19 protein-coding genes and 1 pseudogene are annotated in these 25,633 nt (G+C 43.6%); all 20 read right to left on the reverse strand.

Features of this window, described 5'->3' with window-relative positions; translation table 11 throughout:
• Positions 1-65 precede the first annotated feature (65 nt).
• Entirely contained in the window at positions 66-1,145 is a 1,080-nt protein-coding gene (aroB, locus tag BLV86_RS02360; protein WP_090814984.1) for a 3-dehydroquinate synthase, read from the reverse strand.
• A gap of 60 nt (positions 1,146-1,205) precedes the next feature.
• Positions 1,206-1,724: a cell division protein SepF gene (locus BLV86_RS02365; RefSeq protein WP_031553082.1), complete on the reverse strand. Its 519-nt coding sequence runs from the start codon at positions 1,722-1,724 to the stop codon at positions 1,206-1,208.
• A 162-nt stretch (positions 1,725-1,886) separates the two neighbouring features.
• Complete coding sequence (locus BLV86_RS02370) at positions 1,887-3,323, reverse strand: biotin/lipoyl attachment domain-containing protein (protein ID WP_090814985.1); 1,437 nt, start codon at positions 3,321-3,323, stop codon at positions 1,887-1,889.
• A 15-nt stretch (positions 3,324-3,338) separates the two neighbouring features.
• Positions 3,339-3,758 (reverse strand): hypothetical protein, encoded by a 420-nt coding sequence (locus BLV86_RS02375; RefSeq protein WP_031553088.1) that lies wholly within the window; start codon positions 3,756-3,758, stop codon positions 3,339-3,341.
• Between the two features lie 143 nt (positions 3,759-3,901).
• Entirely contained in the window at positions 3,902-4,921 is a 1,020-nt protein-coding gene (locus BLV86_RS02380) for a D-alanyl-D-alanine carboxypeptidase family protein (RefSeq protein WP_090814986.1), read from the reverse strand.
• A gap of 9 nt (positions 4,922-4,930) precedes the next feature.
• Positions 4,931-5,320: a methylglyoxal synthase gene (locus BLV86_RS02385; RefSeq protein ID WP_031553094.1), complete on the reverse strand. Its 390-nt coding sequence runs from the start codon at positions 5,318-5,320 to the stop codon at positions 4,931-4,933.
• 28 nt (positions 5,321-5,348) lie between these two features.
• Complete coding sequence (locus BLV86_RS02390; protein ID WP_031553097.1) at positions 5,349-6,491, reverse strand: FtsW/RodA/SpoVE family cell cycle protein; 1,143 nt, start codon at positions 6,489-6,491, stop codon at positions 5,349-5,351.
• 66 nt (positions 6,492-6,557) lie between these two features.
• Complete coding sequence (locus BLV86_RS02395; RefSeq protein ID WP_090814987.1) at positions 6,558-9,431, reverse strand: penicillin-binding transpeptidase domain-containing protein; 2,874 nt, start codon at positions 9,429-9,431, stop codon at positions 6,558-6,560.
• An 11-nt stretch (positions 9,432-9,442) separates the two neighbouring features.
• Positions 9,443-9,979, reverse strand: coding sequence for a rod shape-determining protein MreD (mreD, locus tag BLV86_RS02400; protein WP_090814988.1), 537 nt, complete (start codon positions 9,977-9,979; stop codon positions 9,443-9,445).
• A 501-nt stretch (positions 9,980-10,480) separates the two neighbouring features.
• Positions 10,481-11,341 (reverse strand): annotated as a pseudogene (gene mreC / locus BLV86_RS18595) (rod shape-determining protein MreC); the annotation flags it as partial.
• Complete coding sequence (gene radC / locus BLV86_RS02410) at positions 11,334-12,032, reverse strand: RadC family protein (protein ID WP_031553108.1); 699 nt, start codon at positions 12,030-12,032, stop codon at positions 11,334-11,336. The pseudogene mreC and the gene radC, both read right to left, overlap by 8 nt.
• An 87-nt stretch (positions 12,033-12,119) precedes the next feature.
• Positions 12,120-13,409, reverse strand: coding sequence for a methionine gamma-lyase family protein (locus BLV86_RS02415; RefSeq protein ID WP_031553112.1), 1,290 nt, complete (start codon positions 13,407-13,409; stop codon positions 12,120-12,122).
• Positions 13,373-14,374: a tRNA (adenosine(37)-N6)-dimethylallyltransferase MiaA gene (gene miaA, locus BLV86_RS02420; protein ID WP_330386190.1), complete on the reverse strand. Its 1,002-nt coding sequence runs from the start codon at positions 14,372-14,374 to the stop codon at positions 13,373-13,375. The genes BLV86_RS02415 and miaA overlap by 37 nt, the downstream gene beginning before the upstream one ends.
• An 86-nt stretch (positions 14,375-14,460) precedes the next feature.
• On the reverse strand, positions 14,461-16,689 hold the full coding sequence (mutL, locus tag BLV86_RS02425; protein ID WP_031553118.1) for a DNA mismatch repair endonuclease MutL: 2,229 nt from the start codon (positions 16,687-16,689) through the stop codon (positions 14,461-14,463).
• A gap of 182 nt (positions 16,690-16,871) precedes the next feature.
• Positions 16,872-19,550: a DNA mismatch repair protein MutS gene (gene mutS / locus BLV86_RS02430; RefSeq protein ID WP_090814990.1), complete on the reverse strand. Its 2,679-nt coding sequence runs from the start codon at positions 19,548-19,550 to the stop codon at positions 16,872-16,874.
• A 132-nt stretch (positions 19,551-19,682) separates the two neighbouring features.
• Positions 19,683-21,122 carry a tRNA (N6-isopentenyl adenosine(37)-C2)-methylthiotransferase MiaB gene (miaB, locus tag BLV86_RS02435; RefSeq protein WP_031553125.1) on the reverse strand — a complete coding sequence of 480 codons (1,440 nt, stop codon included), beginning with the start codon at positions 21,120-21,122 and terminating at the stop codon, positions 19,683-19,685.
• A 93-nt stretch (positions 21,123-21,215) separates the two neighbouring features.
• Entirely contained in the window at positions 21,216-22,499 is a 1,284-nt protein-coding gene (locus tag BLV86_RS02440) for a glutamate-5-semialdehyde dehydrogenase (RefSeq protein ID WP_090814991.1), read from the reverse strand.
• Positions 22,500-22,612: 113 nt separating this feature from the next.
• Positions 22,613-22,921: a DUF896 domain-containing protein gene (locus tag BLV86_RS18500; protein WP_090814992.1), complete on the reverse strand. Its 309-nt coding sequence runs from the start codon at positions 22,919-22,921 to the stop codon at positions 22,613-22,615.
• A gap of 88 nt (positions 22,922-23,009) precedes the next feature.
• Positions 23,010-23,876 (reverse strand): glutamate 5-kinase, encoded by an 867-nt coding sequence (gene proB / locus BLV86_RS02450; protein WP_090814993.1) that lies wholly within the window; start codon positions 23,874-23,876, stop codon positions 23,010-23,012.
• Between the two features lie 95 nt (positions 23,877-23,971).
• Complete coding sequence (locus BLV86_RS02455; protein WP_090814994.1) at positions 23,972-25,615, reverse strand: NAD(P)/FAD-dependent oxidoreductase; 1,644 nt, start codon at positions 25,613-25,615, stop codon at positions 23,972-23,974.
• Positions 25,616-25,633: the final 18 nt, after the last annotated feature.

The raw sequence follows: 25,633 nt of genomic DNA on the forward strand, positions 1-25,633 counted from the left end.
TCCTAAGTTAATAATGTTTATTGAGCCCCGGTATACGACATACATCTGCCGATAAATCCGCCCCATCATTTTGATATATATTCTAATGCCTCAAGCATGCTGTCATCGGATACATTGCTATCTATATATGCATTTCCCAAACTATGAAGCAAAATGAATCTGACATGTCCCTTATCCATTTTCTTATCTTTTCTGGTAGCCGCAAGGATTGTCTGATTATCCATGGGCTTTAATGTAGTTTGAAGCCCAACTGCTTTCATGAGTTCACAAACAGCTTTATTTTCTTCCTCAGTTGTCACATCAGAAATATGCATTGCAGCAAGGCATCCGAAAGCCACGCATTGGCCATGACTATAAGAGAAATCAGAGCATTTTTCAATTGCATGTCCCAATGTATGACCAAAATTAAGAAGCTGTCTCTCTCCTTTTTCTTTAGGATCCTTCTCAACAACCTCTTTTTTTATTACATTACTCCGGTATACCGTCTCAATGAGGACATCCATATCACGATCCTTTAGGCCCTCAAGTTTATCTGTAAGGAACCCAAAGTAGTCCTTATCCTTAATGAGAGAATGCTTTATAACCTCTCCCATTCCGGAAGCATATTGAATTTCATCAAGAGATTTAAGAGTGCTGACAGAACTGTAAACAAGAGACGGCATGTGGAAGGCACCTACCATATTTTTGTAGGCACGAAAATCCACTCCGGTCTTTCCTCCTATGGAACTATCCACCTGAGAAAGCAGCGTGGTAGGAATCTGAATAAATCTGATACCTCTCATGTAGGTTGCAGCAGCAAATCCTGTCATATCTCCTACAACTCCGCCTCCGAGAGCCACTAAAAAATCATTTCTGTCAAAATTATCCTGTATAGCCCTTTCGTAGATATGGGCTATGGAATCTGTATTTTTATTTTCTTCACCCGGAGTCAGAATGATCTCATCCACAAAGCAAAAACACTCCGAAAGTATATCCTTAACCTTATCAAGATATAGCGGTGCCACATTCTTATCTGTAACTATCAGTGCCCTTCTGTCAGAAATCCGAAGCTCAGAAACAGCGCCCTTCAAACCATCAAAGGTCTTCTCTATATAAATATGGTATGCAAACTCACCTTCATAATTGACATCAAGTATTTTAGACATAGCTTCCTCCCAAAAAGAAAGACATACCCTTTTTTGGATATGTCTCTCGGCTTTTCATTATCAAACTCTTAAGTTAAGTCCGCTAAAACCTGTATCTGAAGTGCCGGCGAGAATATTCTGAAAATCTCCCGACAACTCTACGCTCTGCGGTGTTGCGATAAAAATATAATTGGAAATCTTCTGAAGATTACCATTCATAGAATACGCTGCTCCGGAAGTAAAATCTATAATCCTCTGGGCTATCTCCATATGAAGCCCTTCCATATTGAGAACGACAGCCTTACCATCAAGAAGATAATCACAGATATCTCTGGAATCATCCATGGAGGTTGGCTTTATCATAGTCACTTCCATGCTTCTGTGTGTTTGGGTCTGAGCCGGCTTCTTCATAAAAAGTGTAGGTCTCGCAGGTCTCACATCCTCAACATCATCATCCTCATCCTGAGATCTTCTTGAAAAGAATCCGTTTCTCTGAGGTTCCTCATCATAACCGTCCTCAAAATCGTAATCATCCTGAAGATCGTACTCATCATCCTGATTAACCCTCATGTTTTTCATTATGTTACCGATAAAACTCATTACTATCCCCCCGTAACCATTCGATGAGCAGACCTCATCTAATACGTATTATTTTAAACTAATTTCTATCCTTGTCAACAAATCCTCCAAAGAAGTAATGGTTTACATACTATATAAAGGCCAATCTTCAGAAAATTGTAAGTTGTTGCTTATATCAAGTCATCATTGATATATCAGCTGACCTTCATAAACGAGGGATGCATCCATCACTATATGATCATAGACAGAAATGCCATAATCTGTATTTTTTTCAACAATAGCATATTCGTTATTCTGTTCGATAGGGATTATCTGTCTAAATACACAAAATCCCCTGTTTATGTTGTAAACACCCTGGAGTGTCTTAACAGGACCCACATGATAAGTATTTGAAACATCTGCATTTTGAGATCCCTGAACACCGGGTCTGACTATGAAATCATTTAATTTGAGATCATTTGTATCTGTTTTTTCCGGAATAGTTATGTAGCAATATTGCTGATCAAGACGATAAATATCACTTTCAACAAATTCTACATTAGTGCCGGTACCATCTGCAGAAATCGTCTGACGGTTAAATCCGGTAGTTCCATCTTCATTTGTCACCATAAAGTCCCTTGGAACGATAAAGAAATCCTTACCGGTTATTGAACTAAGCGGAATCTTCAATCCTCTTCTGTCACTTGTGACGATTTCAAATCTTATGAATCGTTCATCACAGAACTCTTCCATAAGTTCATTAAGCGAAAGCTGACCGTATTCGTGTCCGTCTGAGGCTGTATATACATCTAAAACAGCATTGGTATAAAGATCCTTATCCGTAAAATGCACCTTTACTTTGTGCATATTCTGATACTTTTCTTTAATCTCATCATCCAACGGAAAAATGATGGACCAGTTGGAACTTGTGATAAGTTTATATACAGGCACGCCACCCTCAACCAGATCTCCGGGTTTCGTGATATTCATCTTGTACCCGTTCATAAGAAACATGTCTTCCGTAACAGCATCCGGTGTCAGATTCTCATACCCGTCTATGGAATAAGACACAACACCTGCCTTATCAGCCGAAATACGTGAGTAGTTTATTCCTAACTGTGACAATACAGAATCAAGATCCTGTGTGCTGGAAATACTTGAATACTCTAATGTTGCGGCATCCAGAGAAATCTTTGTATTGTACAAATCGGAATAATTAATGTTTTTAAAGGACTGCGAAAAATCCGAAAGCTTATATCTGATATCTGCTACCTGTTCGCTTGACAGCTCCTGGGTAAGCTCAGGATGCTCTTTCAGATATGATTCCAAAGAACCTGTTTCATCCACAGTATACACTGCCGAGCCCACTGCAACACGTTTTCCGTCCTGGATGTAATAATGTATATATCCGGAGGAAACCGCATCCACAGCTTCTTCTTCCCTTAAGGCAACCCCTGAGTATTGTTCCTGCCTTACTATACTGCCTTCCAATACCTCATAATACCTTATCTGGTCTCTCTTGATATATGAATACACACTAAAAACAATGTAGAGACTGATAATCACGAAGATTACCATCCCTACATTGATCTTAGGCAAATTATTATGTTTTATAACGTTAGATGTATCTTTAGCTGCCATTGTCCGAAATATTGATTAAAGTGAAATAGCTACATCCTTCTTAACACTGTCCGGAAGCTCATCAGCATCCATAGAAACGCTTAAAACAAATGTTATCTTATACTTCTCGCCAAGGTCTTCAAGACGCTTGATGCAATTTGAAATGTCTGCGCCCTCCAAGGATGAAAGCTTAAGGAAACTATCGAGGAACATATACTCGAGATCATGATCCTGAGAAATGATACCACTTACGAAACCCACAAATGCATCCTCAGAATCAATAGGATATTCATTAACATTAATAAGACGGATCTTATTGTTGAGTTCATACATATGCTGTGCAGATTTATCAAGAAAATCTACATTTCCGTTTGCTTCCTTAACAACTGCATTTGCCTTATCAAGAAGCTGTTTTGTCTTTCCTTTGCCCCTCTTGCCTACAATCAACTGTACCATAGTCAAGTACCTCCTAAACTTTGTAGTTTCAGTATAGTACATTAAACGGTCTAATTCAAGCAACAATTACCAATTAAAGCCATATGTACCACACCATTTTTTGTATAAAAATCACCTAAACAGATCTTTGTTTCCGCATCTGTTTAATGTATTTTTTGAAGAAGTGCCGTCATATTATTATAAAGCTCATCCTTTGAAGATGCCTTCATAACAGTGCCTATATACTCTTCTCCCGTAGACACTTTTTCCGCAGCAGTTGTGAGACAATAGCCTGCGGCATTGGTAGTACCTGTCTTTCCTCCGAGAACCTTTATTCCATCCGGGGAAGCCGCTTCTCCCAACAGATACCTGTTGGTGCCGGCCCAGTCCTGGGTTTTAGCAACACCGTTTGAATCCTTATACTTCGGACTGTAACTTATGGTTCCCACGATCTTTCTGAAAACGTCATACTTAAGAGCCTCATTCATGGTGAGATAAATATCAAAGGGTGTTGTGTAGTGGTTATCATCCGGAAGCCCATGTGGATTCACAAAGTGGGTTCCTGTAGCACCTATTTCAAGAGCTGTCCTGTTCATCTCCTCAACAAAGGCGTCCAGCGATCCGCAGGTAGCTTCAGCAACAGCCACAGCTGCATCATTTCCTGATGGTACCAGCATGCCATATAAAAGATCTTCTATCGTCAAGGTTTCTCCGGTCCTGAGCCACGCTCTTGATGAACCGGAAACATTGATGGTTGAATTTTTGGTTATGGTAAACTCCTGACTGAGATCATCTATATGTCTTAAACACACAAGAGCCGACATAACCTTGGTGATACTCGCCTGATATGTCCTGGCATAAGGATTCTTATAAGCAATTGCCTTCGGATCATCCTTACCATACTCCACAAGAAGCGCTGCTTCTGCAGTAATATCCTCAGAGTTATAATTTGTTTTGTCAGGGAGAGCCAGTCCCACAGAAAAGCCCTGCGCATGAACGCCCTCAGTCAGACTCGTATTGACGGAATTCATACGCAAAAGACCTTCATCCACATTGTATCTGTTTTCAAGCTTCTGTCCGCAGCCCGTCAGAAACATAAGACATAAAAGAACCGGAAGTGCTGTACGAATACAGCTTCCTCCGGATCTTCTTTTTATTTCACGAGTAATAATGCTATAAGTCATATATTTTCCTTAGATATTTCTCCACTCAAGATCGCCTCTCTCCAAAGCCTTGATAAGCAGCTCTGCGGTGGCAAGATTAGTAGCAATGGGAATATTGTAAGTATCGCAAAGCTGTACCACTGAGTTGACCTCCGGCTCCTGTGCTTTTACATGAAGAGGATCTCTCAAAAAAATCACCATATCAAGATTGCCCTGCTCTATCTGGGAAGCAAGTTGTCTGGCTCCTCCGGTTTCTCCCGGAAGGAATTTATGTATACGGAGATTTGTCACTTCCTCTACAAGCAACCCGGTGGTTCCGGTTGCATATAGATCATGCTTACTAAGTATACCACGATATGCTATGCAGAAATTCTGCATCAGTTTTTTCTTTGTATCATGTGCTATCAATCCAACATTCATTTCAAAACCTTTCCGGATCGGATCAGATTTAAACTCCGCCCTCTTTTCGCTGCAAGGCAACATTAAGCACCAGGCCCAGGCCTATATAGACCGAAATCAGGGAGCTCGCACCTCTGGAAAAGAAAGGAAGCGTTATTCCGGTATTAGGAAAAATACCCGTGGCTACTGCGATGTTAGTATAGGTCTGAAACCCTATCCACGCCATCATGCCCACACAAATAAGACGTCCGCCCAATTTTTTTGCCTTTGATGCTATTATAAGGCATTCAAGAATAATCAACAAGAACATAATAACAATAAATACAGAGCCTCTGAATCCAAACTCTTCTCCGATAACCGCAAAAATAAAATCATTATCCTCCTCGGCAAGGAAATTACCGTTCTTTACCGAAAAAATGGAATCGTTATTAAGCCCTTTTCCCGCGAACTGTCCTGAACCTATGGCCATAATGGAATACATCTGCTGATAGAATGTCTGGGTGTTTTCAGACGGGTTAAGGAAAGTACGTATTCGCTCCGCCTGATATCCCTGGAGAAGCGGGATTCTGTCGTAAAGACCCGATTTAAAAAGATAAACAAATATCAGCGCAAATGGGACAATGATAAACACAACTCCCATTATCCATTTAAAGCTTATGTTCGAAGCATAAACCATGGCAGCTATGATGACGGTCATTATGATCGCCGTACTGAGATTAGGCTGAAGCAATACCAAAAGTATCGGGATAGTGTAAAAAACAAATGCCATAAGAATGACATGCAGCGAATTAATACGCTCGCGGTTTTTGTGAAAATATCTGGAAAAAAAGATAATAAGTCCTATTTTAACAAACTCTGCCGGCTGAACCTGCCCCAGAACAGGCACCTGTATCCATCTCACCGCTCCATGTCCCGAGGCCGTACCATAGATTTTTACGCCAAGAAGCATAAGAACAGAAATAAGATATATAAGATTCGCCTGTTTTAATATAAATCTGTAGTCAATCAGGGAGATCAGTATACACACAGTGAATCCCGCAAAAGAGCCCATTATCTGTCTCACAACCTGAGGGTCTTTGATATCCGAAGCATTTATTGCCGAAGCCATTATCAAGACCCCAAGTATATTGAGGATCACCATATAAAAAACTAATCTAAAATCATAATTTTTGAAGTTGTAATCAAATTTCATAATCTTCTCACAGAGAATGTCAGTCCTTGATATTAAACATCTCAAAGGACTGACATAACCCTTCCATCAGTCTACGACATTCAATGCAGAAACGCCTGATGCATCTCTTGAAAGAATTGCATCCAAACTATCCTTACCATAGCAATAGTTGTAAACTGTATTCGCAAGGTTTGCAGCATTACCGGAGGAATATCCGTACGGAATGTTTACAGTAACAGTTATCTCAGGATCTCCATAAGGCGCAAAAGAAACGAATACGGCATGATTTCCTCTGTCCTCACGCTCCTGGGCCGTTCCTGTCTTACCCGCTATAGGAATGTCCTGTCCCAGGAAAACTCTCTTGGCAACACCTTCTGTGATCATCTCACGGAGTCCTTTATGAACCGCATTCCATGTAAGGTCACTGAAATTCAGCTCCCTCACCACAACCGGCTCAATATTTTTTACTATAGAACCATCTGAAGTTGTGACCTTATCAATAACCGAGAGATCAAAAACGGTACCTTTATTTGCAACAGCAGTAATGTACTTTGAAAGCTGAACAACATTGTATGCATGATTTCCCTGACCCATAGCAGAACGCTCAGGGTCATAATCAGATATACGGGGCATAGCCTCATCTATCTCTACTCCCGAAAGCGAGTCAAGGCCAAACAATGAGGCATACTTATGTATTCTTTCAAGACCGATTGCCTGGTTATAATTTCCAGTCTCATCTGTAGAAAGAAGGTGACCTACCGCCGCAAAGAAAAAGTTACAGGAGTTCTTGATTCCATCTACCACATTCTCTCTTCCGTGGGATTGAGGATAAATCCAACAACGGATATTAGGAGTAACTTCCTCGTAAACGCCGGTACAGTCAATCACTGTATTGAGTGTCAATACCCCTTCTTCAAGGGCCGCAACCGATGTTAACGGTTTAAAGGTGGATCCCGGCGCAAGCTGAGTCTGGGTAGCACCGTTAAGAAGCGGCAATGACAGGTCATTATTGCATTTTTTGAGATAAGCGGGATCCGTTATCCTGTTGTTATCAAAACTCGGATATGTTACAAGAGCACGCACCTTTCCCGTATCAACATCTGTGACCACCACAGATCCGTTGCACGGATCAAGCGCAAGCTGCGCCGGAGTGATCTCGATCTTTCTTATCTTTGAAATCAGGAAAGTATATGCGTAATGTTCATCTCCTGCAGAAAGCTGAGCATAAGCTTCCGGATCCTCTTCCAGTACTCCCTGCTCAAAAAGTGCCATAAGCAGTACATATCCCGGAATGATCTGGTTTGCTATTGCATATTTATAGAGTACTTTATCAAAATCAGGATTGTTGTTCAGCTGATCTATCAGCATCTGAACAAACAAGGTATAGATATTATCCGAATCATAGTACTCATCAGACAACTCAAGCTTTGAAGTGTCCAGCCATGCTTCATCTATTCCACTGAGGATAAAATCTTTAAGAGTAATAGTATCATCCTTCCATGCCGCATAGGCTTCCGACTCACGATACTTTTGGTCAGTGGTGTCTATGATTCCATTCTCCTTTTTCCCAAGGTAGTCATAAATATATACGATATAAGCCTGCATATCCTGCGGCAGCTCTTTCAGTCCGCTTGTTGTAGGATGAAGCAGCTCCTCCTGTATAGCAGCAAGCTTTGTTTTCTTGTTCGCTTCAAACGCCTCTGCTATCCGACGCTCAGCTGTTCCTTCTTCCGCACTGCTGAAATGTGCCGAATCCAGAATATTGTTATTGATAAGCTGATAATAGGCATCTTTAACCGGAATTGTAATCTCTGACTGCTCGATCACAGCATTATCATCATTGAGATCCTGTTCTGTAATCTTCGACGCCAAAAGACCGGCAAGTTCCTGCTCGAGCAGATGATATATGGCAATCTGGTCATTTGCCGAAATGGTTGTATAAACATCATTGCCTGCTGCAGCATCGGTCTCTGAAACAACCTCAAGAATAGATCCGACAGAGTTAAGGTACATCTGACGATATCCCTTTTTACCCTTCAGCTCCGACTCCATGCTTTTTTCAATGCCCCAGACTCCCACAATATCATTAAGCTCATATGAATCATCCGTTTTCTTCAGTTCCTCAAGCTGTTCTGCCTGAACCTGACCTGTATAACCCACTATATGACTCATATAAGGCGCATAATTGTACTTTCTGACAGAAACATTATCAATGTCTACGCCTTTAAGTTCTCCCTTTGCTTCAAGTATCTCTGCTGTACACTCTTCAGATACGTTTTTTACTATTGTGGTGGTCTGATACCTCTGATATGCGGTAAGACGCATTGTATAAAAGATATTGATCATATCCAGAGCCAGCTTATCTGACAGAACTATGGGATTTTTCTTTTCATCCCACATATTGTCAAACCTGTATCTGCTTTTCGAGACTTCAAAAGCCTGTCTGGCAGTTAAATTAAAATCCTTCTCCGAAAGGTCTTCAATGTTTCTGCCTCTTATATTTGAAATAAGTCTTTTGCGGTCATCCTCCGAGTTTGTGGTGAAATAGAATTCCCCAGAATCATCCAGCTTTATCTTATACTGTCCGTCAATGTCATACCCGTGTTTTTCGATGATCTGAGCAAGACGCATTAACATGCGGTTTCTGCTGTTAATACCGTCAACAGATGTGTCATAAGCACCATTATCCGTAATTGTGATATTGTACTGGAGCTCATTGTAGGCCAGCAGTTTACCGTCCCTATCGTAAATATTGCCCCTGGTTCCGTTGCTCGTTATCTCTGCCAGAGTACGATTCTGATAGTCTGCCAGATATTTTTCACCATTTACTATCTGAAGATCAAATAAACGAAATCCCAGAACCATAAACAAAATCGAAAAAATAAGTCCAAGGGCAAAAAGTCGTGAACTTACAAATCGAACAGTAAATTCTTTGATTGCTTCAAATATTTCTTTGATCAATTTATATGCTCCTATTTATCTATCTTTTCCGTTGCCGTAAATACAAATCTGTAAAGGATCAATGTAGCAAGCAATGAAAAAACAACTGCCGGAAGCACTACATGCATCAAATAGTACGGCAGATCCAGTTTCAGACGTATCAGGAAACGAAAAACATAGATATACACATGGTATACAAACTCATTGATGACACACATGATCATCGGCAGAGTTATGTATTCTTCATAATAAATATTGTTGAACAACCCGTTTAAATATCCGATAAAAATAAATATCAGGCTGTAAAAACCAAAGGCTCCTGAATAAAACATATCCATAAGGAGTCCTGCTCCGAGGCCATAGATCATGCCCGGTAAACTGCCATGAATGAAACCTATCGAAAATGTGAGGATCAGCAATAAATTTGGAGACGCAGAAAGGAAAGGGATGAGTGGCATCACGCTGGTCTGAATAAGAAATGCCACTACCAGCGATATCACATACGAAAGTATCCTTAATCTGTTCTTTGTACTCTTTTTAAACGAAATTTTTTTTAATATTTTTTTCATTATTTTTGGTCAACCCGGATTTTCTTCGATAATTTCTTCTGATGAATCCTCTTCGGCCACTGTTTCTCTTACAGTTTCCTCTTCGTTATTTCTTGCCTGAGAAACCTGTTCAGTCTCACTTTCTGTTTCAGACGAAGAGGTAGTTTCGGTTTCCCGGTTTTCTTCATCATCCTCTTCCTGTCTGCTTACATTTCTTCTCTGTGAAGTACCTTCGTTCCCGGCATTATCTTCTGACGCTGATGTACTCGAAGATCTGTTTCCAGTATTATCTTCATCATCGTCATCATCAGATTCATTGGAACCTATGGTGACACTCGGTACGTCAGTTATATCTTTCGCAGTAACGATATAATCGTCCGCCGTATCGGCAGCGCCATTTCCCACCACCTCACTCAGCGGTGTAAGACCTTCCATTCCTGCCCAGGATGACTTGACATTGGTGCCTGCTGTAACATTAGCCGCATCCGGCAGAGTCTCGCTGTTTTTGGTTTTGGTTCTGTTTAAGGCAGCTTCTCCGTTATTTTCATCCAGGAAACTGTCACTCTTAACTTCTTTTATTACCAGAACTTCTGAAAGATCGTCAAAATCCGCAGCCGGGATCAGATAACCGTCTTTCATAAGTCTCTTTTCATCTTCTTTAACATCAACCGCATATCCGATAAGAATTCCCGGCATAAACTTTGCCGATATTGAAGAAGTTACTATACGGTCACCATCCTGTATGGAGGCATCCTTTTTCATATCCGTGATTCTGAGGCGTCCCTTTTCATAAAGAGTCAGATCTCCGGCTACTATACAGGTATCACTGGCCTGTATACCCATGGCAGAAACTCTTGACTCATCATCGATTATGGAACGAACCGTAGCATAATTAAGACCCACGTCAGTCACTATGCCTATAAGCCCTCCGTTAGCCATAACATTCTGGTCAACCCTTATGCCATCCTGGGATCCCTTGTCTATACGAAAAACCTGGAACCAGTTTTCCGAGTCCTTTGCTATGACTCTTGCAGCTATTTTTTCATACTGCATATAGTCCTGGTCCAGATCATACAATTCTCTCAGTCTCTGAAGCTCTCCGCTATCCTGAGTAAGACGATTGTTCTGCTCAACAAGAATACCTATCTTCTCGTTAAGCCTTTTGTTTTCTTCCAGCACTTCCTCCAGCGTACGGTGTTCCTTCAGATTCTCATATATTCCGAATCCAAGGGTATTGACTCCCTTCTGAAAAGGAACCAGCACATAACCTATAGTGTTCCGTATAGGATTCATGATGCCGTCCTTTACGGAAGAAAGCACAATCATCATTATGCACACCACAGAAAGAACTATGAATATATACTTGCTTTTCTTATTATCCACTGATTAATCCCTGTTCGCTGAAACTGAAATAGACATTGTCCCCTATCACAACATGATCAATGAGTCCAATGCCGATAACTTTTCCGGCTTCACACAGCTCCTTTGTAAATCGAATGTCCTCCCCGGAGGGTTCCGGATCACCGCTTGGGTGATTGTGTACCACGATAAGACATGACGCGCTAAGCTTCAGTGCCGAAATAAATATCTCTCTTGAGGATATTGCAGAATTGCAGCTTGTCCCTGCAGATAGTAATTCCTCTTTGATCAATTGCATCTGATGATCCAGATATAACACACGAACAACTTCATGGTCCAGGTATCTTAGATCTTCCATGTAATAATCCGCCACCTGACGCGAATCTGTAAAGCGCATATGTCTTACACGTTTCTTACGATTCCAAATTCTGCGGGCTATTTCGCCGATGACACTCAGCTGGATAGCCTTCACCTTCCCGATGCCATTAATCTTCATGTACTCTTCGGCACCAAAATGCATCATCCCAACGAGTCCGTCATATAGAGGATTCATATCCAGAACTTTTTGGGAAACCTCCAGTACTGAAGATCCCTGTGTTCCGGTACGTAGAAGCACAGCCAGAAGCTCAGCGTCGCTTAAGGCCTCCGGACCGTTTTTGATGCACTTTTCATATGGCATCTCATCCTGTGTAAGCTTTGTTGTTTTTAAATTCATTTTTTCTCCTGTCCCAAAGAGAAGCAGGAGCCCACGGTTGATTATTGTAACATAAAGCATTCGATGCGTAAATATTACACGGCATCATCATTTCTTCGAAATGATGATAAGTCCTTTCTCGTACATCTTCTGCACTGCCATCATGATGCCGAGCTTTGCATGGTACCAGGTGAGACCGCCCTGAAAATAAACATTAAACGGCGGCTTAATGGGACCATCCGCAGAAAGCTCGATAGAACTGCCCTGAACAAAAGCGCCTGCTGCCATGATTACCTTACTGTCATAGCCCGGCATATCATCAGGATATGGTGTAACAAAACTGTTTACAGGGGCTGCTGCCTGTATTCCCTGACAAAAGGCAACCACCGCCTCCTCGGAGCCAAGTGTGATGGCCTGTATGATGTCATATCTCGCACTGTCAGCAGTGGGGTGACATGCAAAACCAAGCTTCTCAAATACCTTAGCCGCAAAGATCGCTCCCTTTTCAGCTGCAGCTGTTATGGTAGGAGCCAGGAAAAGTCCCTGATAGAAGCTCTTGTTAACGTCAAGAGAAGGTCCTACTTCCTTGCCAAGTCCCGGGGTTGTGAGACGAACCGCACATCTTTCGATACACTCCTTTGTTCCGGCTATATAACCTCCGATAGGCGCAAGTCCGCCACCCGGATTCTTGATGAGTGAACCCACAACCATATCTGCTCCAAAAGTCGAAGGTTCCTCCTTTGTTACAAACTCACCGTAACAATTATCCACCATACAGATGACGTCCGGTTTGATTTCCTTTATAAATTTTATAAGCTCACCGATCTTCTCCGGTGAGAATGTATCTCTTGTGGCATATCCTTTTGATCTCTGTATCTCCACAAGCTTTGTCTTTTCATTTATTGCAGCCTTAATGCCTTCATAATCAAATTCCGAACCCGGAAGAAGATCCACCTGGCGGTAACTTACTCCGTACTCCTGAAGACTTCCCACTGAAGGTCTGATGCCGATGATCTCCTCCAAAGTGTCATAGGGTTTTCCTGCAGGGCAAAGAATTTCATCTCCCGGTCTTGTATTAGCATAAAGCGCTGTGGAAAGTGCATGTGTACCGCAAACGATCTGTGAGCGGACAAGCGCATCCTCCGTATCAAAAAGATTGGCATAAACCTTTTCCAGGGTGTCACGGCCGATGTCATCATAGCCGTAGCCTGTGGTTCCGTAGAGGTGAGCCTCAGAAACCTGGGCATCCTGCATTGCCTTAATAACCTTAAGCTGATTGAACTCGGCAATGTCATCTATCTCCTGAAATCTGTCCTTAAGTGTACGGAGCTCTGTCTCGCAAAAATCATAAACCTCCGATGCTATCCCAAGAGACTCAAACATTTCTCTGTTATCCATTCTGTAATCCTGTCCTTCTTATAATCAAAATCCTGTATATTTACAAAATTCACATTGCGTTCTCTTTTGAACCATGTGATCTGTCTTTTAGCATAATTCCTGGAATCCTGCTTTATCTTCTCGACAGCTTGAACGATTATAGCACTTTTTTCCGATGCCGCAAGATTTCCTTTATCAAGGGCCTCAAAGGCAGCAATAAGCTCACGGTAGCCGATGCCCTTCATGGAGGTCCTTTCCTTGGGAAGATGAAGATCGTAAAGCCACCTGGCTTCATCTATAAGTCCCTGTTCCACCATCAGGTCGACACGTTTGTTTATGCGTTCATACAGAGCCTCTCTGTCATCTGTAAGTACAAAAAATGCCGGTGAATATACAGCCTGCTTTTCCCTTTCCTCCTCATTATGGGCTGAAATGGGCGAACCATGAAGCTCATAAAACTCAAGTGCCCTTATAACGCGGCGAATATTGTGCTCATGGATTTTTTTCAGAGATTTGGGATCTACCTCCGAAAGCTTTTTATACATTGCCTCGGGACCTCCCGGTTCCTTTGCCATAGCCTCCAGTCTGTCTCTTATCTCCTTATGGGCATCTTCGTCCTCTTCAGTGAAATCTATACCATAAAGAAGCCCCTGAATGTAAAAACCGGTGCCTCCCGCAAGAATAGGCACATGGCCCCTCTCATATATCCCTTCGATAGCATCGGAGGCCATCTTCTGGAAAAGGCTTACATCATAATCCTCTGTCACGTCGATAATGTCTATGAGATGATGAGGCACACCTTCCATCTCATCTTTTGTAACCTTTGCACTTCCTATATCAAGTTTTCTATATACCTGAACAGAATCCGCCGATACTATCTCACCGTCAAGAGCCTTTGCAAGAGCCACTGAAGTGGAGGTTTTTCCGACAGCCGTAGGCCCTGCGATGATGATGAGGGGCTTCTTTGTTAAATCAATTTTTTTCAAACTTAATACCTTCCAATGTCACGACCCCACTCCGTCTACGGATTAATGTTCCGAAGTCAGATAGTCTTATGACATATATAAAACTGTTAAACGATACGTTTAAATTTCTTTTCCAGCTCATATTTTGACATGGAAATGATGGTAGGGCGTCCGTGGGGACAGGCATAAGGATTTTCCAGCTCCAGAAGCTCTGAAATAAGGGTATCCGCCTCCATCAGACTAAGTTTATTATTGCCCTTAACTGCCGCCTTGCAGGACATGGAGGCAATCTTATAATATATGGAATCCGGTGTTGTCATGCCGGTTTCGTCACTTAACCCATCAAGCATCTCAAGCAGAAGCTCCTTCTTTCCTATTTCCGGAAGGTCCGTGGGAACCGCCGAAATGCTGAAATCTCTGCCTCCGAGATCGCTGATCTCGAATCCCAGATTCCGGAAGTACTCTTCATACTCATTGAGAAGTACTGCCTCTTCAGATGTAAGCGTCACAAGAATCGGCGGATTGAGATACTGGCTTGCAGGTTTACGCTCCTTAAGGCGCTTCATCATTCTTTCAAAATTCACCTTTTCGTGAGCTGCATGCTGGTCAATAATGTAAAGCTTGTCGCCATACTCTATCAACCAGTAGGTCTCAAACACCTGTCCTATGATCCTGTGCTGGATCTTTGCTTTTTCGCTCAGAAACTTCTCCGAGAATAATGTTTCCTGCTGAGGCTTCGTGATAAGCATTTTTTCAGATCCTTTACCGGTTTCTGATGCTTCACCTGCTGTTGCTGAGTCATCCTGTGTAACGGAAAGAGTTTTTATTTCTGATTTATCAATGTTATAAGCATCAGACTCTGCAGAGCTTCCGTTTAGTCTGTTTACCTGACCATAATTCTTATCAACCTCGTCCGCTGCCTCTTTGAAGTCAGAAAGTCCGAACCCTGACTTATGCTCGGCCACTCTCGCGTCTCCTGATGAACTCCCGATGCCTTCGCTGCTGTGCTTTGCTGCATAGTCCCTGCGATACTGACTGTATCCAACCGCATTACCGGACCAACCGCTTTTTTCACTCACACCTGTGCCGGCAGTATTTTTTCCATTCAGATATATATCTGACTTAGGTACCGCCTCCGGATGTATCTCCGGTCTCAGGGCTTCCTCATACTGCCGGTTTGTTTCTTCCTTACGGTTTTTCTCGAAGGGTTCCACATGAGGCAGAGTCTTTTCCTTTTCTTCTATCTCCACATGAGGGTCAAGATCCGCTTTCTTTGAGGTATTCTCATCTCTTCCGAAGTTCTCCAGATCCGTATTAAGAATAAGCTCTGTTTCCCTAAGGGCATTCTGAACAGAATCCACAATAGAATTATATATGAGCATCCCGTCCGAGAACCTTACCTCCAGCTTCTGGGGATGAACATTGACATCCACAATCTCCGGATTCACATCCACCATAAGGACTGTAAACGGAAACTTATGCTGCATAAGAAAAGCATGATAGCCGTCCTCTATGGCCTTCGTAACCATAGGATTCTTCACGAATCTCGAGTTTACAAAATATATCTCAAAATTGCGGTTTGCTCTTGTGATCACAGGCTTTCCGATAAAGCCTCGGACCGTTACCGCAGGAAGTCCCGTAAGCTGTGAACGCTGATATTGGCGATTTACTGTAATAAGCTGATTCGTCACATCACGGCCGTAAATGGAGTAAATCACATCCAGAAGCGAACCGTTGCCAAGAGTCGCCAGTCTCTGACGGCCATCCTGAATATATCGGAACGCCACTTCGGGATGTGCCAATGCCTCCTTCTCCAGGATATCCTGAATGCGGGCAGCTTCCGTCTGCGGACTCTTCAGAAACTTTCTTCTGGCGGGAACATTTTTGAAAATGTCCCGGACTATAAAAGTTGTGCCGTTGGGAGCACCGATCTCGGAAAAGTCCTTCTCCACTCCGCCTTCTATCTCATAGTGTGAGGCCATGAGCGCCCCGGGAGTCTTGCTTATGAGCTCAACTCTCGAAACACTTGCTATGGACGCCAGTGCCTCGCCTCTGAACCCAAGGGTCTGAATATTCTCAAGATCCCTGGCCTCCCTGATCTTGGAGGTTGCATGCCTCAGAAACGCATTCCTTATATCATCCTTGTCTATGCCGCCTCCATTATCGGTTATTCGTATCATGGCGATGCCTCCGTCCCGGACTTCCACGGTAACCGAGGTGGAACCCGCATCGATGGCATTTTCCAAAAGCTCCTTAACAACGCTTAAAGGCCGCTCTATAACTTCACCTGCTGCGATCTGGTTTATGGTTTCATCACTTAGAACTTTGATTTTCATATTGGTCGTCCTTTATAATCAGTCTAAACGAAATAATATCTCAACAAACGAGTGAGGTAACAGTTCAGATTCCCCATCTCTGACCAATTAATAATTCAATCATATCCTGTATATCAAATGCAAGTTTTATTTTTATGTACAGAAAATGCAGCACCTTTCAGAGGTACTGCATTGCGTAGGAATCATACACCAAATTTTGATTTCAATTCATACAGAGTGTTCATGGCATCAAGTGGTGTCATGTGGTTCACATCAATAGCCTTAAGGAACTCAATGGCTTCTGCCACATCGGCGCCGTATTCCTGAGTGTTTCCTTCAGCCTTACGGTCGGCTGTATTCGAAACCCGGGTCTCATCCCGGTCTGCAAGGAAGCCTTCTTCGTCAAATGCTTCCTGAGTAAAGCTCTCACTTGTCTCGATATTCTTCGCCTTTGCAGTAATATCTGCATCACTGAGCTCCGCTGCGATAACCTTTGCTCTGTCGATAACCGGCTTCGGAACTCCCGCAAGACTCGCCACATCGATACCATAGGACCTGTCGGCGCCTCCCGGGATAATCTTACGAAGGAACACGATGTCCTGATCGTGGTTTGTAACCGCGATACAGTAATTATTCACGCCCTCAAGCTTACCCTCAAGCTCTGTGAGCTCATGATAGTGGGTGGCAAAAAGAGTTTTCGCCTTAACAACCTTTGCGATGTATTCAACCACCGCCCAGGCAATGCTGAGACCGTCAAAGGTACTGGTTCCTCTTCCTATTTCATCCAGAATAAGAAGTGACCTGGTTGTGGCATTTCTCAGAATATTGGCAACCTCGTTCATCTCCACCATAAAGGTAGACTGCCCTGAAGCAAGATCGTCACTGGCTCCGACACGGGTAAATATCCTGTCGCAGATAGATATCTCCGCACTTTGCGCCGGGACAAAGGAACCGATAGAGGCCATAAGCACGATAAGTGCCACCTGTCTCATATAGGTGGATTTACCTGCCATATTAGGTCCTGTGATAACAGCGATACGATTGGTGCTGTCATCCAGGACAGTGTCATTGGACACAAACATACCATCCCTTATGAGCTTCTCGATGACCGGATGTCTTCCATCCTTTATATTAATGATTCCATTTTCATTAATCTCCGGACGGCAGTAATTGTTATCCGTAGCCACCTTGGAAAGAGATATTATACAGTCGATAAGAGCCACATAGTGAGAAGTCTTCTGTATACGCTGAATATTTCCGGCAATGGTGTCTCTCACATCGCAGAACAGCTCATACTCCAGCTGGTTAAGCTTCTCTTCTGCACCGAGAATTGTGTTCTGAAGCTCCTCAAGCTTATCGGTAGTATAACGTTCACTGCCTGTAAGTGTCTGTTTTCTGATGAAATAATCCGGCACCATATCCCGGAATGTATTGGTAACCTCAAAGCAGTACCCGAATATACGGTTGTACTTTATCTTCAGAGACTTGATCCCGGTCTTTTCGCGTTCCGAGGCCTCAAGATCCGCGAGCCACTGTTTACCGCTGACACGGGAGTCCTTGTAGCGGTCTACTTCCTCATGGAAGCCTTCCTTTATGACACCGCCATCTCTTGAGGATAAAGGCGGATTCTCCTCTATAGCTTTGTCTATAAGCTCATAAAGATCTTCCATGGGGTCAATGCCGTCATGTATTTCCTTTACAAGGGCGGAGTCAAAGCTTGAAAGCTCCTGAATGATATCCGGGAGCATCTTAAGCGACTGCTTAAAAGCTATAAGATCCCTTGGATTTGCAGACTTATAGCATATACGTCCGAGAAGTCTCTCATAATCATAAATGGTATTCAGATACTCGGAAATCTCCTCACGGTCAATGTAATGAGAGCAGAAATCCTCCACTGCATCCTGACGGGCAAGGATAGCCGCCCTGTCGATAAGCGGCTGTTCCAGAAAACGTCTCAGCATTCTGGCGCCCATGGCAGTCTTTGTCTTATCTAAAACCCAGAGAAGGGATCCTCTCTTTTTCTTCTCTCTCATGGTCTCGCAAAGCTCCAGATTACGCTGGGTAGCCGTATCAATGATCATATACTGGTCACTGGAATAATACTTTATATTTGCGATATGCTCCACAGCATTCATCTGTGTGTCATAAACGTATCTGAGAGCCGCTGCGGCACTAAGTCTTGCAAGGTCTCTGTCGGAAAGACCGATGCCGCTGATGCTTGCATGGAAATGCTCCTCCAGAAGCGTTGTAGCCTTTCCGTCATCATAAACCTCATCCGGAAGTTCTGTTATGATAAGTCCGAAACGATTCTTGATATCATCGGTATCGATGCCGGAGATCATAAATGCCTGGTTGCATACTATCTCCGCAGGAGAAAATCTGCTGAGCTCATCCATAACATCCTTTTCATTACCGCAGGTAGTGGTCATAAACTCACCTGTGGTAATGTCTACACTGGAAACGCCAAACCCCGTAGCGTCATAAAAGATACTCATGAGGAAGTTGTTCTTTGTTTCATCCAGTGCCTGCTCAGAGGTCAGGGTTCCCGGCGTGATAACACGGATAACTCCTCTTTTCACAAGACCCTTTGAAAGCTTTGGATCCTCAAGCTGCTCGGCAATGGCAACCTTATAGCCGCTTGCGGCAAGACGTGCCACATATCCGTCTGCTGCGTGGAAGGGGATACCGCACATAGGTGCACGTTCCTCCATTCCGCAGTCCTTGCCGGTGAGAACCAGATCAAGCACTGAGGATGCGGTTTTTGCGTCTTCAAAGAACATCTCATAAAAATCACCTATGCGGTAAAACAGAATACAGTCCGGATACTGTTTTTTCGTCTCCAGATATTCAGCCATCATGGGTGACATCTTCTTTTCAGCCATCTATCTCTCCTTAAATAAATACAAAGAGAAAATGCCATTAGATGGCGCTTACGCGCCGGGCATTTTCGTTTGATTTCGGCTCACGCCGAAACCAGCCTCGCCGGCTGGGCGGCATCCTAATTGCTGACGCAACTAGGATAACTCACCGAAGTAATAGAATCCCTTACTCTCCGTCAGCTTCACCATCTGCATGGTTCCGATGAGGCTCTTATCTCCGGGAAAGTGAACAAGCACACTGTTTGAAAGTCTGCCTGTGACATAACCCTCCTGGTTTTTGTTCTCATCCTCAACCAGAACCTCCATGACCTTGCCGAGGTCTCTTGTCTCATTCTCCGCCGAGCTGTCCTGAACCACCTTGAGAAGTCTGTCGAAGCGGTCCTTAACGATATCCTCCGGAACCTGATCTTCAAACTTTGCAGCAGGTGTGCCCGTACGCTTACTGTATATAAATGTATACGCAGCGTCGTACTTACACTCCTTAACAACCTCAATGGTATCCAGGAAATCTTCCTCAGTCTCTCCCGGAAATCCAACGATTATATCTGTTGTGAGAGTTGCCTCCGGAATAGCCGTTCTTATCTTTCTGACCAGCTCAAGATAACTCTCCTTTGTGTAATGTCTGTTCATCCTCTTAAGAATTGCACTTGAACCAGACTGAAGAGGCAGGTGTATATGTCTCTCTATATTTGGATGAGTTCTCATTACCTCGATAAGCTCATCTGAAAAATCCTTGGGATTTGAAGTCATGTAGCGAAGTCTCTTAAGACCCGGAAGTTCTGCAACCGCTTTCAAAAGTTCCGGGAATGTGGTTGATCCCGGGATATCATTGCCATAGGAATTGACATTCTGACCGAGGAGCATGATCTCCAGACAACCGTCTGCGATGAGCTTTTCGCACTCTCTAAGTATATCTGTTGCATTACGTGACTTCTCACGGCCTCTTACATAAGGCACGATGCAATATGTGCAGAAATTGTTACATCCGTAGCTGATGTTTACAGAGCCCTTGAACCTGAACTTTCTGTCAGAAGGAAGATCCTCAACGATCATCTTTGTATCGTCGATAACCTCGACTGTGCGCTTTCCGGTAACCAGTGACTTGTATAAAAGCTCTGCCAGCTTGTAGACATTATGTGTTCCAAACACAAGCTTTACATAAGGATAATGCTTACATATGCCTTCAACCTCATCCTTCTCCTGCATCATACAGCCGGTGATACCGATGATCATTCCGTCACGCTTCTCATACTGATGCTTAAGTCTCCCCACACGGCCGTACAGCTTTTGGTTTGCATTCTCTCTTACCGTACAGGTCGTGAAAAGTACGATGTCCGCATCCCAGTCATCTTCAGTGGTTGTGTAGCCGCACTTCTCAAGGATTCCGAGAAGCTTCTCGCCGTCCTTGGCAGACATCTGGCATCCCATAACTTCAACCATACAATGAGCCTTGTAGCCTTCCTGCTTCTTAATCTCAACAAGCTCACGTACCCTGTCCATAAAGTAGTACTGTCTCGCCGGCTCCTCTGTTGGCGCCTGTTCAATTATTTCCTTATAATCGATAATGTATTCCATAAAACCTCATTGTTAATCCCAGGGGATTAATAATCCTCTGGGATACTGTAAAAAATATAAACTTCTTTATACATTCATCACTGAAAAATCTGATTATCTTATCTGTCCGTTTCCATATACCTTATACTTATAGGTAGTAAGCTCCCTGAGTCCCATAGGGCCCCTTGCGTGGAGCTTTGACGTTGAGATGCCTATCTCCGCTCCGAAACCAAAGCAGCCTCCGTCTGTAAAACGGGTGGAAGCATTCCAGTAAACACAGGCACTGTCGATTCCGTTAAGGAATTTCTCGGCCTTATCCGCATCCTCTGTGATGATTGCCTCACTGTGATGAGTGCTGTTAGCATTAATATGCTCTATGGCTTCTTCCGTGCTGTCAACTGTCTTAACTGAAATCTTGTAGTCAAGATACTCTGTGGCGAAATCCTCGGGAGAAGCCTCCTTTATCAGTTCCATACGTATGCATGATCCGTCTTCGGACGCCTTCTTTAAAACTTCGAAGGATGCCTCATCCGCATAGGTAATAACATCTTTTTCCTGAAGCTTCTTAACAACCGGAACAAGTTTCTCCAATGCTTCTCTGTCAACCACAAGAGACTCACAGGCATTGCAGACACCTATTCTCTGGGTCTTAGCATTATAAATGATAGGAACCGCCTTGTCACTATCCCCGGTTTTTTCTATATAAATATGACAATTGCCTGCACCGGTCTCTATAACAGGAACGGAAGCATTTTTCACAACTGCCTGTATAAGACGCATGGAACCTCGTGGAATCAGCACATCAACGTAATCATTCATCTGCATGAAGCGGTTTGTGGTCTCATGATCCGTAGCTTCGATAAGCATAAGTCCGTCAGGATCTGCTCCGCTTTCCTCCATGGCTTTCCGTATAACCTCTGTTATAGCAATGTTTGAGTTAATGGCATCGGAACCACCCTTCAGAATAACGGCATTTGATGACTTAAAGCAAAGTGACCAGGCATCGCTGGTTACATTCGGACGTGCCTCATAGATGATGCCGATAACACCGATTGGAGCTGAAGTCTTTAAAAGCTTAAGTCCGTTGGGACGTTCTATGGTTTCAAGTACCTCTCCAACAGGGTCAGGAAGTTTTGCAATATCTCGAAGTGCCTTACCCATGTCCTGCAGACGCTCTTTTGTAAGACGCAGGCGATCCTTAAGTCCGTCACTCATGCCGGATTGCTCGGCATTCAAAAGATCCTTTGCATTGGCCCCCAATATCTTTTGAATATTATCATCTGCCTCAAGCTCTTCCGCTGCTTTTAGCAGCACCGCATTTTTCTCATCTGAAGAAAGCCCGGCAAGCTTACGGGATGCCGTTTTAGCTCTTTGTCCAATCATCAAAAGATCCGTCATAAGAACCTTCCTTTCAAAATGCACGCCCGGAAATCAACCGGAACGTATGCCAATGAATCAATATGAACTATACCGCTTAAGCAAAATAATCTGCTTCAATATACTTCGCTTCATCAAATATGCAGGTGGCTTGAAATCTCAGGATTTCCGGAATTAGCTGCACTTTTATCTTCCCCGGCAAGCTCCGCATCGGTCTTTTCCATAGCCTTCTGAACCTTTTCTTTTACATCTCCTGATACAGAAGTATCCTCACTTGCATTCTTTATATCCTTAAGGTATACGCCAAGGTTTGCCTTAACTGAATCTATATAGGCTCTCCTGAGCTTTGCCTGTTCATCCTTTTCCTCGGCAGTAAGTCCGCCGCCTTCCTTTGATTTATGATAAAGCTCGTTAATTCTTGCTATTTCTTTCTCTGTAATCATTTATTTCCTCGTTTTGTTTTAATTTTTTGTGAGTCGCCAAAGGCTGATGCCCGGATACTCTCATCACAGCACTTTCCCGTGCCCCGTTTTATTCGTTCTGCCCCACATATTCCATCAGGTCAAAATCCTTATTCTTGTGGGCAGCAAAAAGTGTGCCAATGTTTTTGCCTTCCAGGATATCACTTATAACCTCAGCTCCCGTAAACTTTGCAATGACCATATCGGCACCTGAATCCGTTGCGATGCGGGCTGCCGCAAGCTTCGCGGACATACCGCCGGTACCAACATTGGAACCGCTCTTGGATTTACCCATATCAAGTATTCTTTCATTTATCTCAGGAATAAACGGAATAAACTCCGCCTCCGGATTCTCATGAGGATCATCGGTGAAGAGTCCGTCTATATCCGACAGCAATATCACGAGGTCAGCATTGACAACGGATCCCACTATAGCGGCCAGCTGGTCATTATCCCCAAAGGTCTCCACCTGATTTATCTCAGAGGTTGAAATGGTGTCATTTTCATTAACAACAGGAACTGTACCCAGGTTGAGGAGCTCTTCAAATGTATTTCTGGTGTTGCTGCAGGATTCCGGGATCAGCATAACATTTCTTGTGAGAAGCACCTGAGCTGCGATGACACCATACTCAGAAAAAAGCTTCTGGTAGGTCATCATAAGTCTGGCCTGTCCGACTGCCGCAAATGCCTGCTTTTCTTCCATAGTCCTGGGGCGTCTGTGTATGCCTAGGGTCTGTCTGCCGGTTGCGATGGCACCGGAAGAAACCAGAATGACATCTTTACCTTCACCGTTTAGATCAGATATGACTCTGACAAGCTTTTCAATCTTTGAAAGGTAAAGCCCGCCGGTTTTTGCGTGGGTAATGCTTGCAGAACCGACTTTGATAACGATACGTTTTTTATCTTTAAGCAAAGCGCGCATTTCTTCGTTTGTCATATAGACCTCCATCTGATTTTCATGACACAGACTCATAAGTCACACGTATCGCAACACTAACGTGATAGCTGCATGACACCGACTTATGCAGAAGTTTACAATGAATTATAATGTTTTACAAGCGCCTCAGCGGTTTTCATTCCGTCCATAGCGGCACTCATGATACCACCGGCATAGCCTGCACCCTCACCGCAAGGGTAGATTCCGGAGATATTGGACTCAAAATCCTCATTTCGCGGTATCCTTACAGGGCTTGATGTTCTGGCCTCTATTCCTGCCAAAACCGTATCTTCTCTTGAAAAGCCCTTAAGCTTATGTCCGAAGCTTTCCATGCCCTCCATAAAGGTCTCGTTAAAATCATTGAGGGCCGCATATTTAGAACCCTCTTCAAACCTGAAGATATCGTTCAGCTTCGAGAATCCATACTGTCCCTTTATCTGTGGCTTCACTTCTCCCAGGCTTTTTTCTGTGCTTGCCATATCCTTTTTGAAATCGCCGTAAGTCTGAACCGGAACCTTTCCGTCAAGAAGTCTGTGGGCTCTTTCCTCCAGTTCTCTCTGAAGTCCGATTCCGCCCAAAGGCTCATTTTCTCCGTTATAATCGCTCTTACGGACTGAGACGATGATGGCAGCATTGGCATTGACACCGTCTCTTGCATGGTAGCTCATACCGTTCACACAGAGCTTCCCGTTTTCAGACGAGCTGTTCACAACATATCCTCCGGGACACATACAGAAACTGTATACACCGCGGCCATTCTTATCGGATGTGTGAGTAACCTTGTAAGCGCCGGGGCCCAGGGCCGCCAATGTCTTCTCATCCACATCCCCGTAAAGATCTTCATTGATCATTGACTGGAGATGCTGTACACGGAAGCCCATGGCAAAATCCTTTGCCTGCATTTCGAGGCCGGATTCAAAAAGCTCTTTATAGGTATCCCTTGCAGAATGACCTATGGCCAGGATGATCTTTCTGTCCTTATCTCTCTCCTTATCATAGGTGAACCTGGTGTTGAACCTTATTTCTCCCCCAAGAGCCACTATTTCCTGCCTGATATTCTTAACGATATTTACAAGCTTATCCGTTCCCACATGAGGCTTCGAATCGATGATAATGGATGAATCAGCACCATAGCCCACAAAGAGATCAAGTATAAAACGGCTTCTTCCATCCTTATCCTTTACAAGAGTATTGATCTTGCCGTCGGAAAAGGTACCGGCGCCGCCCTCTCCAAACTGAGGGTTTGATTCTGTATGAAGAACGCCCTTCTCCCAAAGGTCCTGAACATTCTTTATTCTTTCATCAACATCCGCACCTCTCTCAAAAACTATGGGATGCATACCTGCTCTTGCAAGAATCAGTGCCGCAAACATACCTGCGGGACCGAAGCCCACCACAACAGGTCTGTTCTTTTCCTCCCTGAAGAATTCACGCCTGTCAACTCCGCATATCACATCGTTGAGTTTTGGCTCTCTGTACGATACTGTTCTGTCAATACTTACGTCTCTGTTCTTCAGCTTCTCAACCAGCTTTTTCTCATTAGCTTCGCCAAGAGAAGTCCCTATCATAACCGTATAGCTAAAGAAAAGCTCCGGCTTTTTTCTGGCATCGATGGAGCGTTTTACTACTTCAAGTGTCTCTATGTCCTTTGGTTCTATCTTCAACACTTTGGCACTTAAGAGCTTTAGCTTCACGACCGATTCTGTCACACCGAGCTTTAACTGATTTATCTTTATCATTTCTTTTCCTTTATACTT

The sequence above is a fragment of the Oribacterium sp. KHPX15 genome (assembly GCF_900107835.1).
Lineage (GTDB): Bacteria > Bacillota > Clostridia > Lachnospirales > Lachnospiraceae > Oribacterium.

Coding starts and splice junctions, on each gene's coding strand:
- mreD (WP_090814988.1), bottom strand. CDS start 9,979: ATGAAAAAAATATTAAAAAAAATTTCGTTTAAAAAGAGTACAAAGAAC.
- aroB (WP_090814984.1), bottom strand. CDS start 1,145: ATGTCTAAAATACTTGATGTCAATTATGAAGGTGAGTTTGCATACCAT.
- miaB (WP_031553125.1), bottom strand. CDS start 21,122: ATGGAATACATTATCGATTATAAGGAAATAATTGAACAGGCGCCAACA.
- BLV86_RS02455 (WP_090814994.1), bottom strand. CDS start 25,615: ATGATAAAGATAAATCAGTTAAAGCTCGGTGTGACAGAATCGGTCGTG.
- radC (WP_031553108.1), bottom strand. CDS start 12,032: ATGAATTTAAAAACAACAAAGCTTACACAGGATGAGATGCCATATGAA.
- BLV86_RS18500 (WP_090814992.1), bottom strand. CDS start 22,921: ATGATTACAGAGAAAGAAATAGCAAGAATTAACGAGCTTTATCATAAA.
- BLV86_RS02385 (WP_031553094.1), bottom strand. CDS start 5,320: ATGAATGTTGGATTGATAGCACATGATACAAAGAAAAAACTGATGCAG.
- BLV86_RS02440 (WP_090814991.1), bottom strand. CDS start 22,499: ATGACGGATCTTTTGATGATTGGACAAAGAGCTAAAACGGCATCCCGT.
- mutL (WP_031553118.1), bottom strand. CDS start 16,689: ATGAAAATCAAAGTTCTAAGTGATGAAACCATAAACCAGATCGCAGCA.
- proB (WP_090814993.1), bottom strand. CDS start 23,876: ATGACAAACGAAGAAATGCGCGCTTTGCTTAAAGATAAAAAACGTATC.
- BLV86_RS02370 (WP_090814985.1), bottom strand. CDS start 3,323: ATGGCAGCTAAAGATACATCTAACGTTATAAAACATAATAATTTGCCT.
- BLV86_RS02380 (WP_090814986.1), bottom strand. CDS start 4,921: ATGACTTATAGCATTATTACTCGTGAAATAAAAAGAAGATCCGGAGGA.
- BLV86_RS02415 (WP_031553112.1), bottom strand. CDS start 13,409: ATGGATAACAGAGAAATGTTTGAGTCTCTTGGGATAGCATCGGAGGTT.
- mutS (WP_090814990.1), bottom strand. CDS start 19,550: ATGGCTGAAAAGAAGATGTCACCCATGATGGCTGAATATCTGGAGACG.
- BLV86_RS02365 (WP_031553082.1), bottom strand. CDS start 1,724: ATGAGTTTTATCGGTAACATAATGAAAAACATGAGGGTTAATCAGGAT.
- BLV86_RS02390 (WP_031553097.1), bottom strand. CDS start 6,491: ATGAAATTTGATTACAACTTCAAAAATTATGATTTTAGATTAGTTTTT.
- BLV86_RS02375 (WP_031553088.1), bottom strand. CDS start 3,758: ATGGTACAGTTGATTGTAGGCAAGAGGGGCAAAGGAAAGACAAAACAG.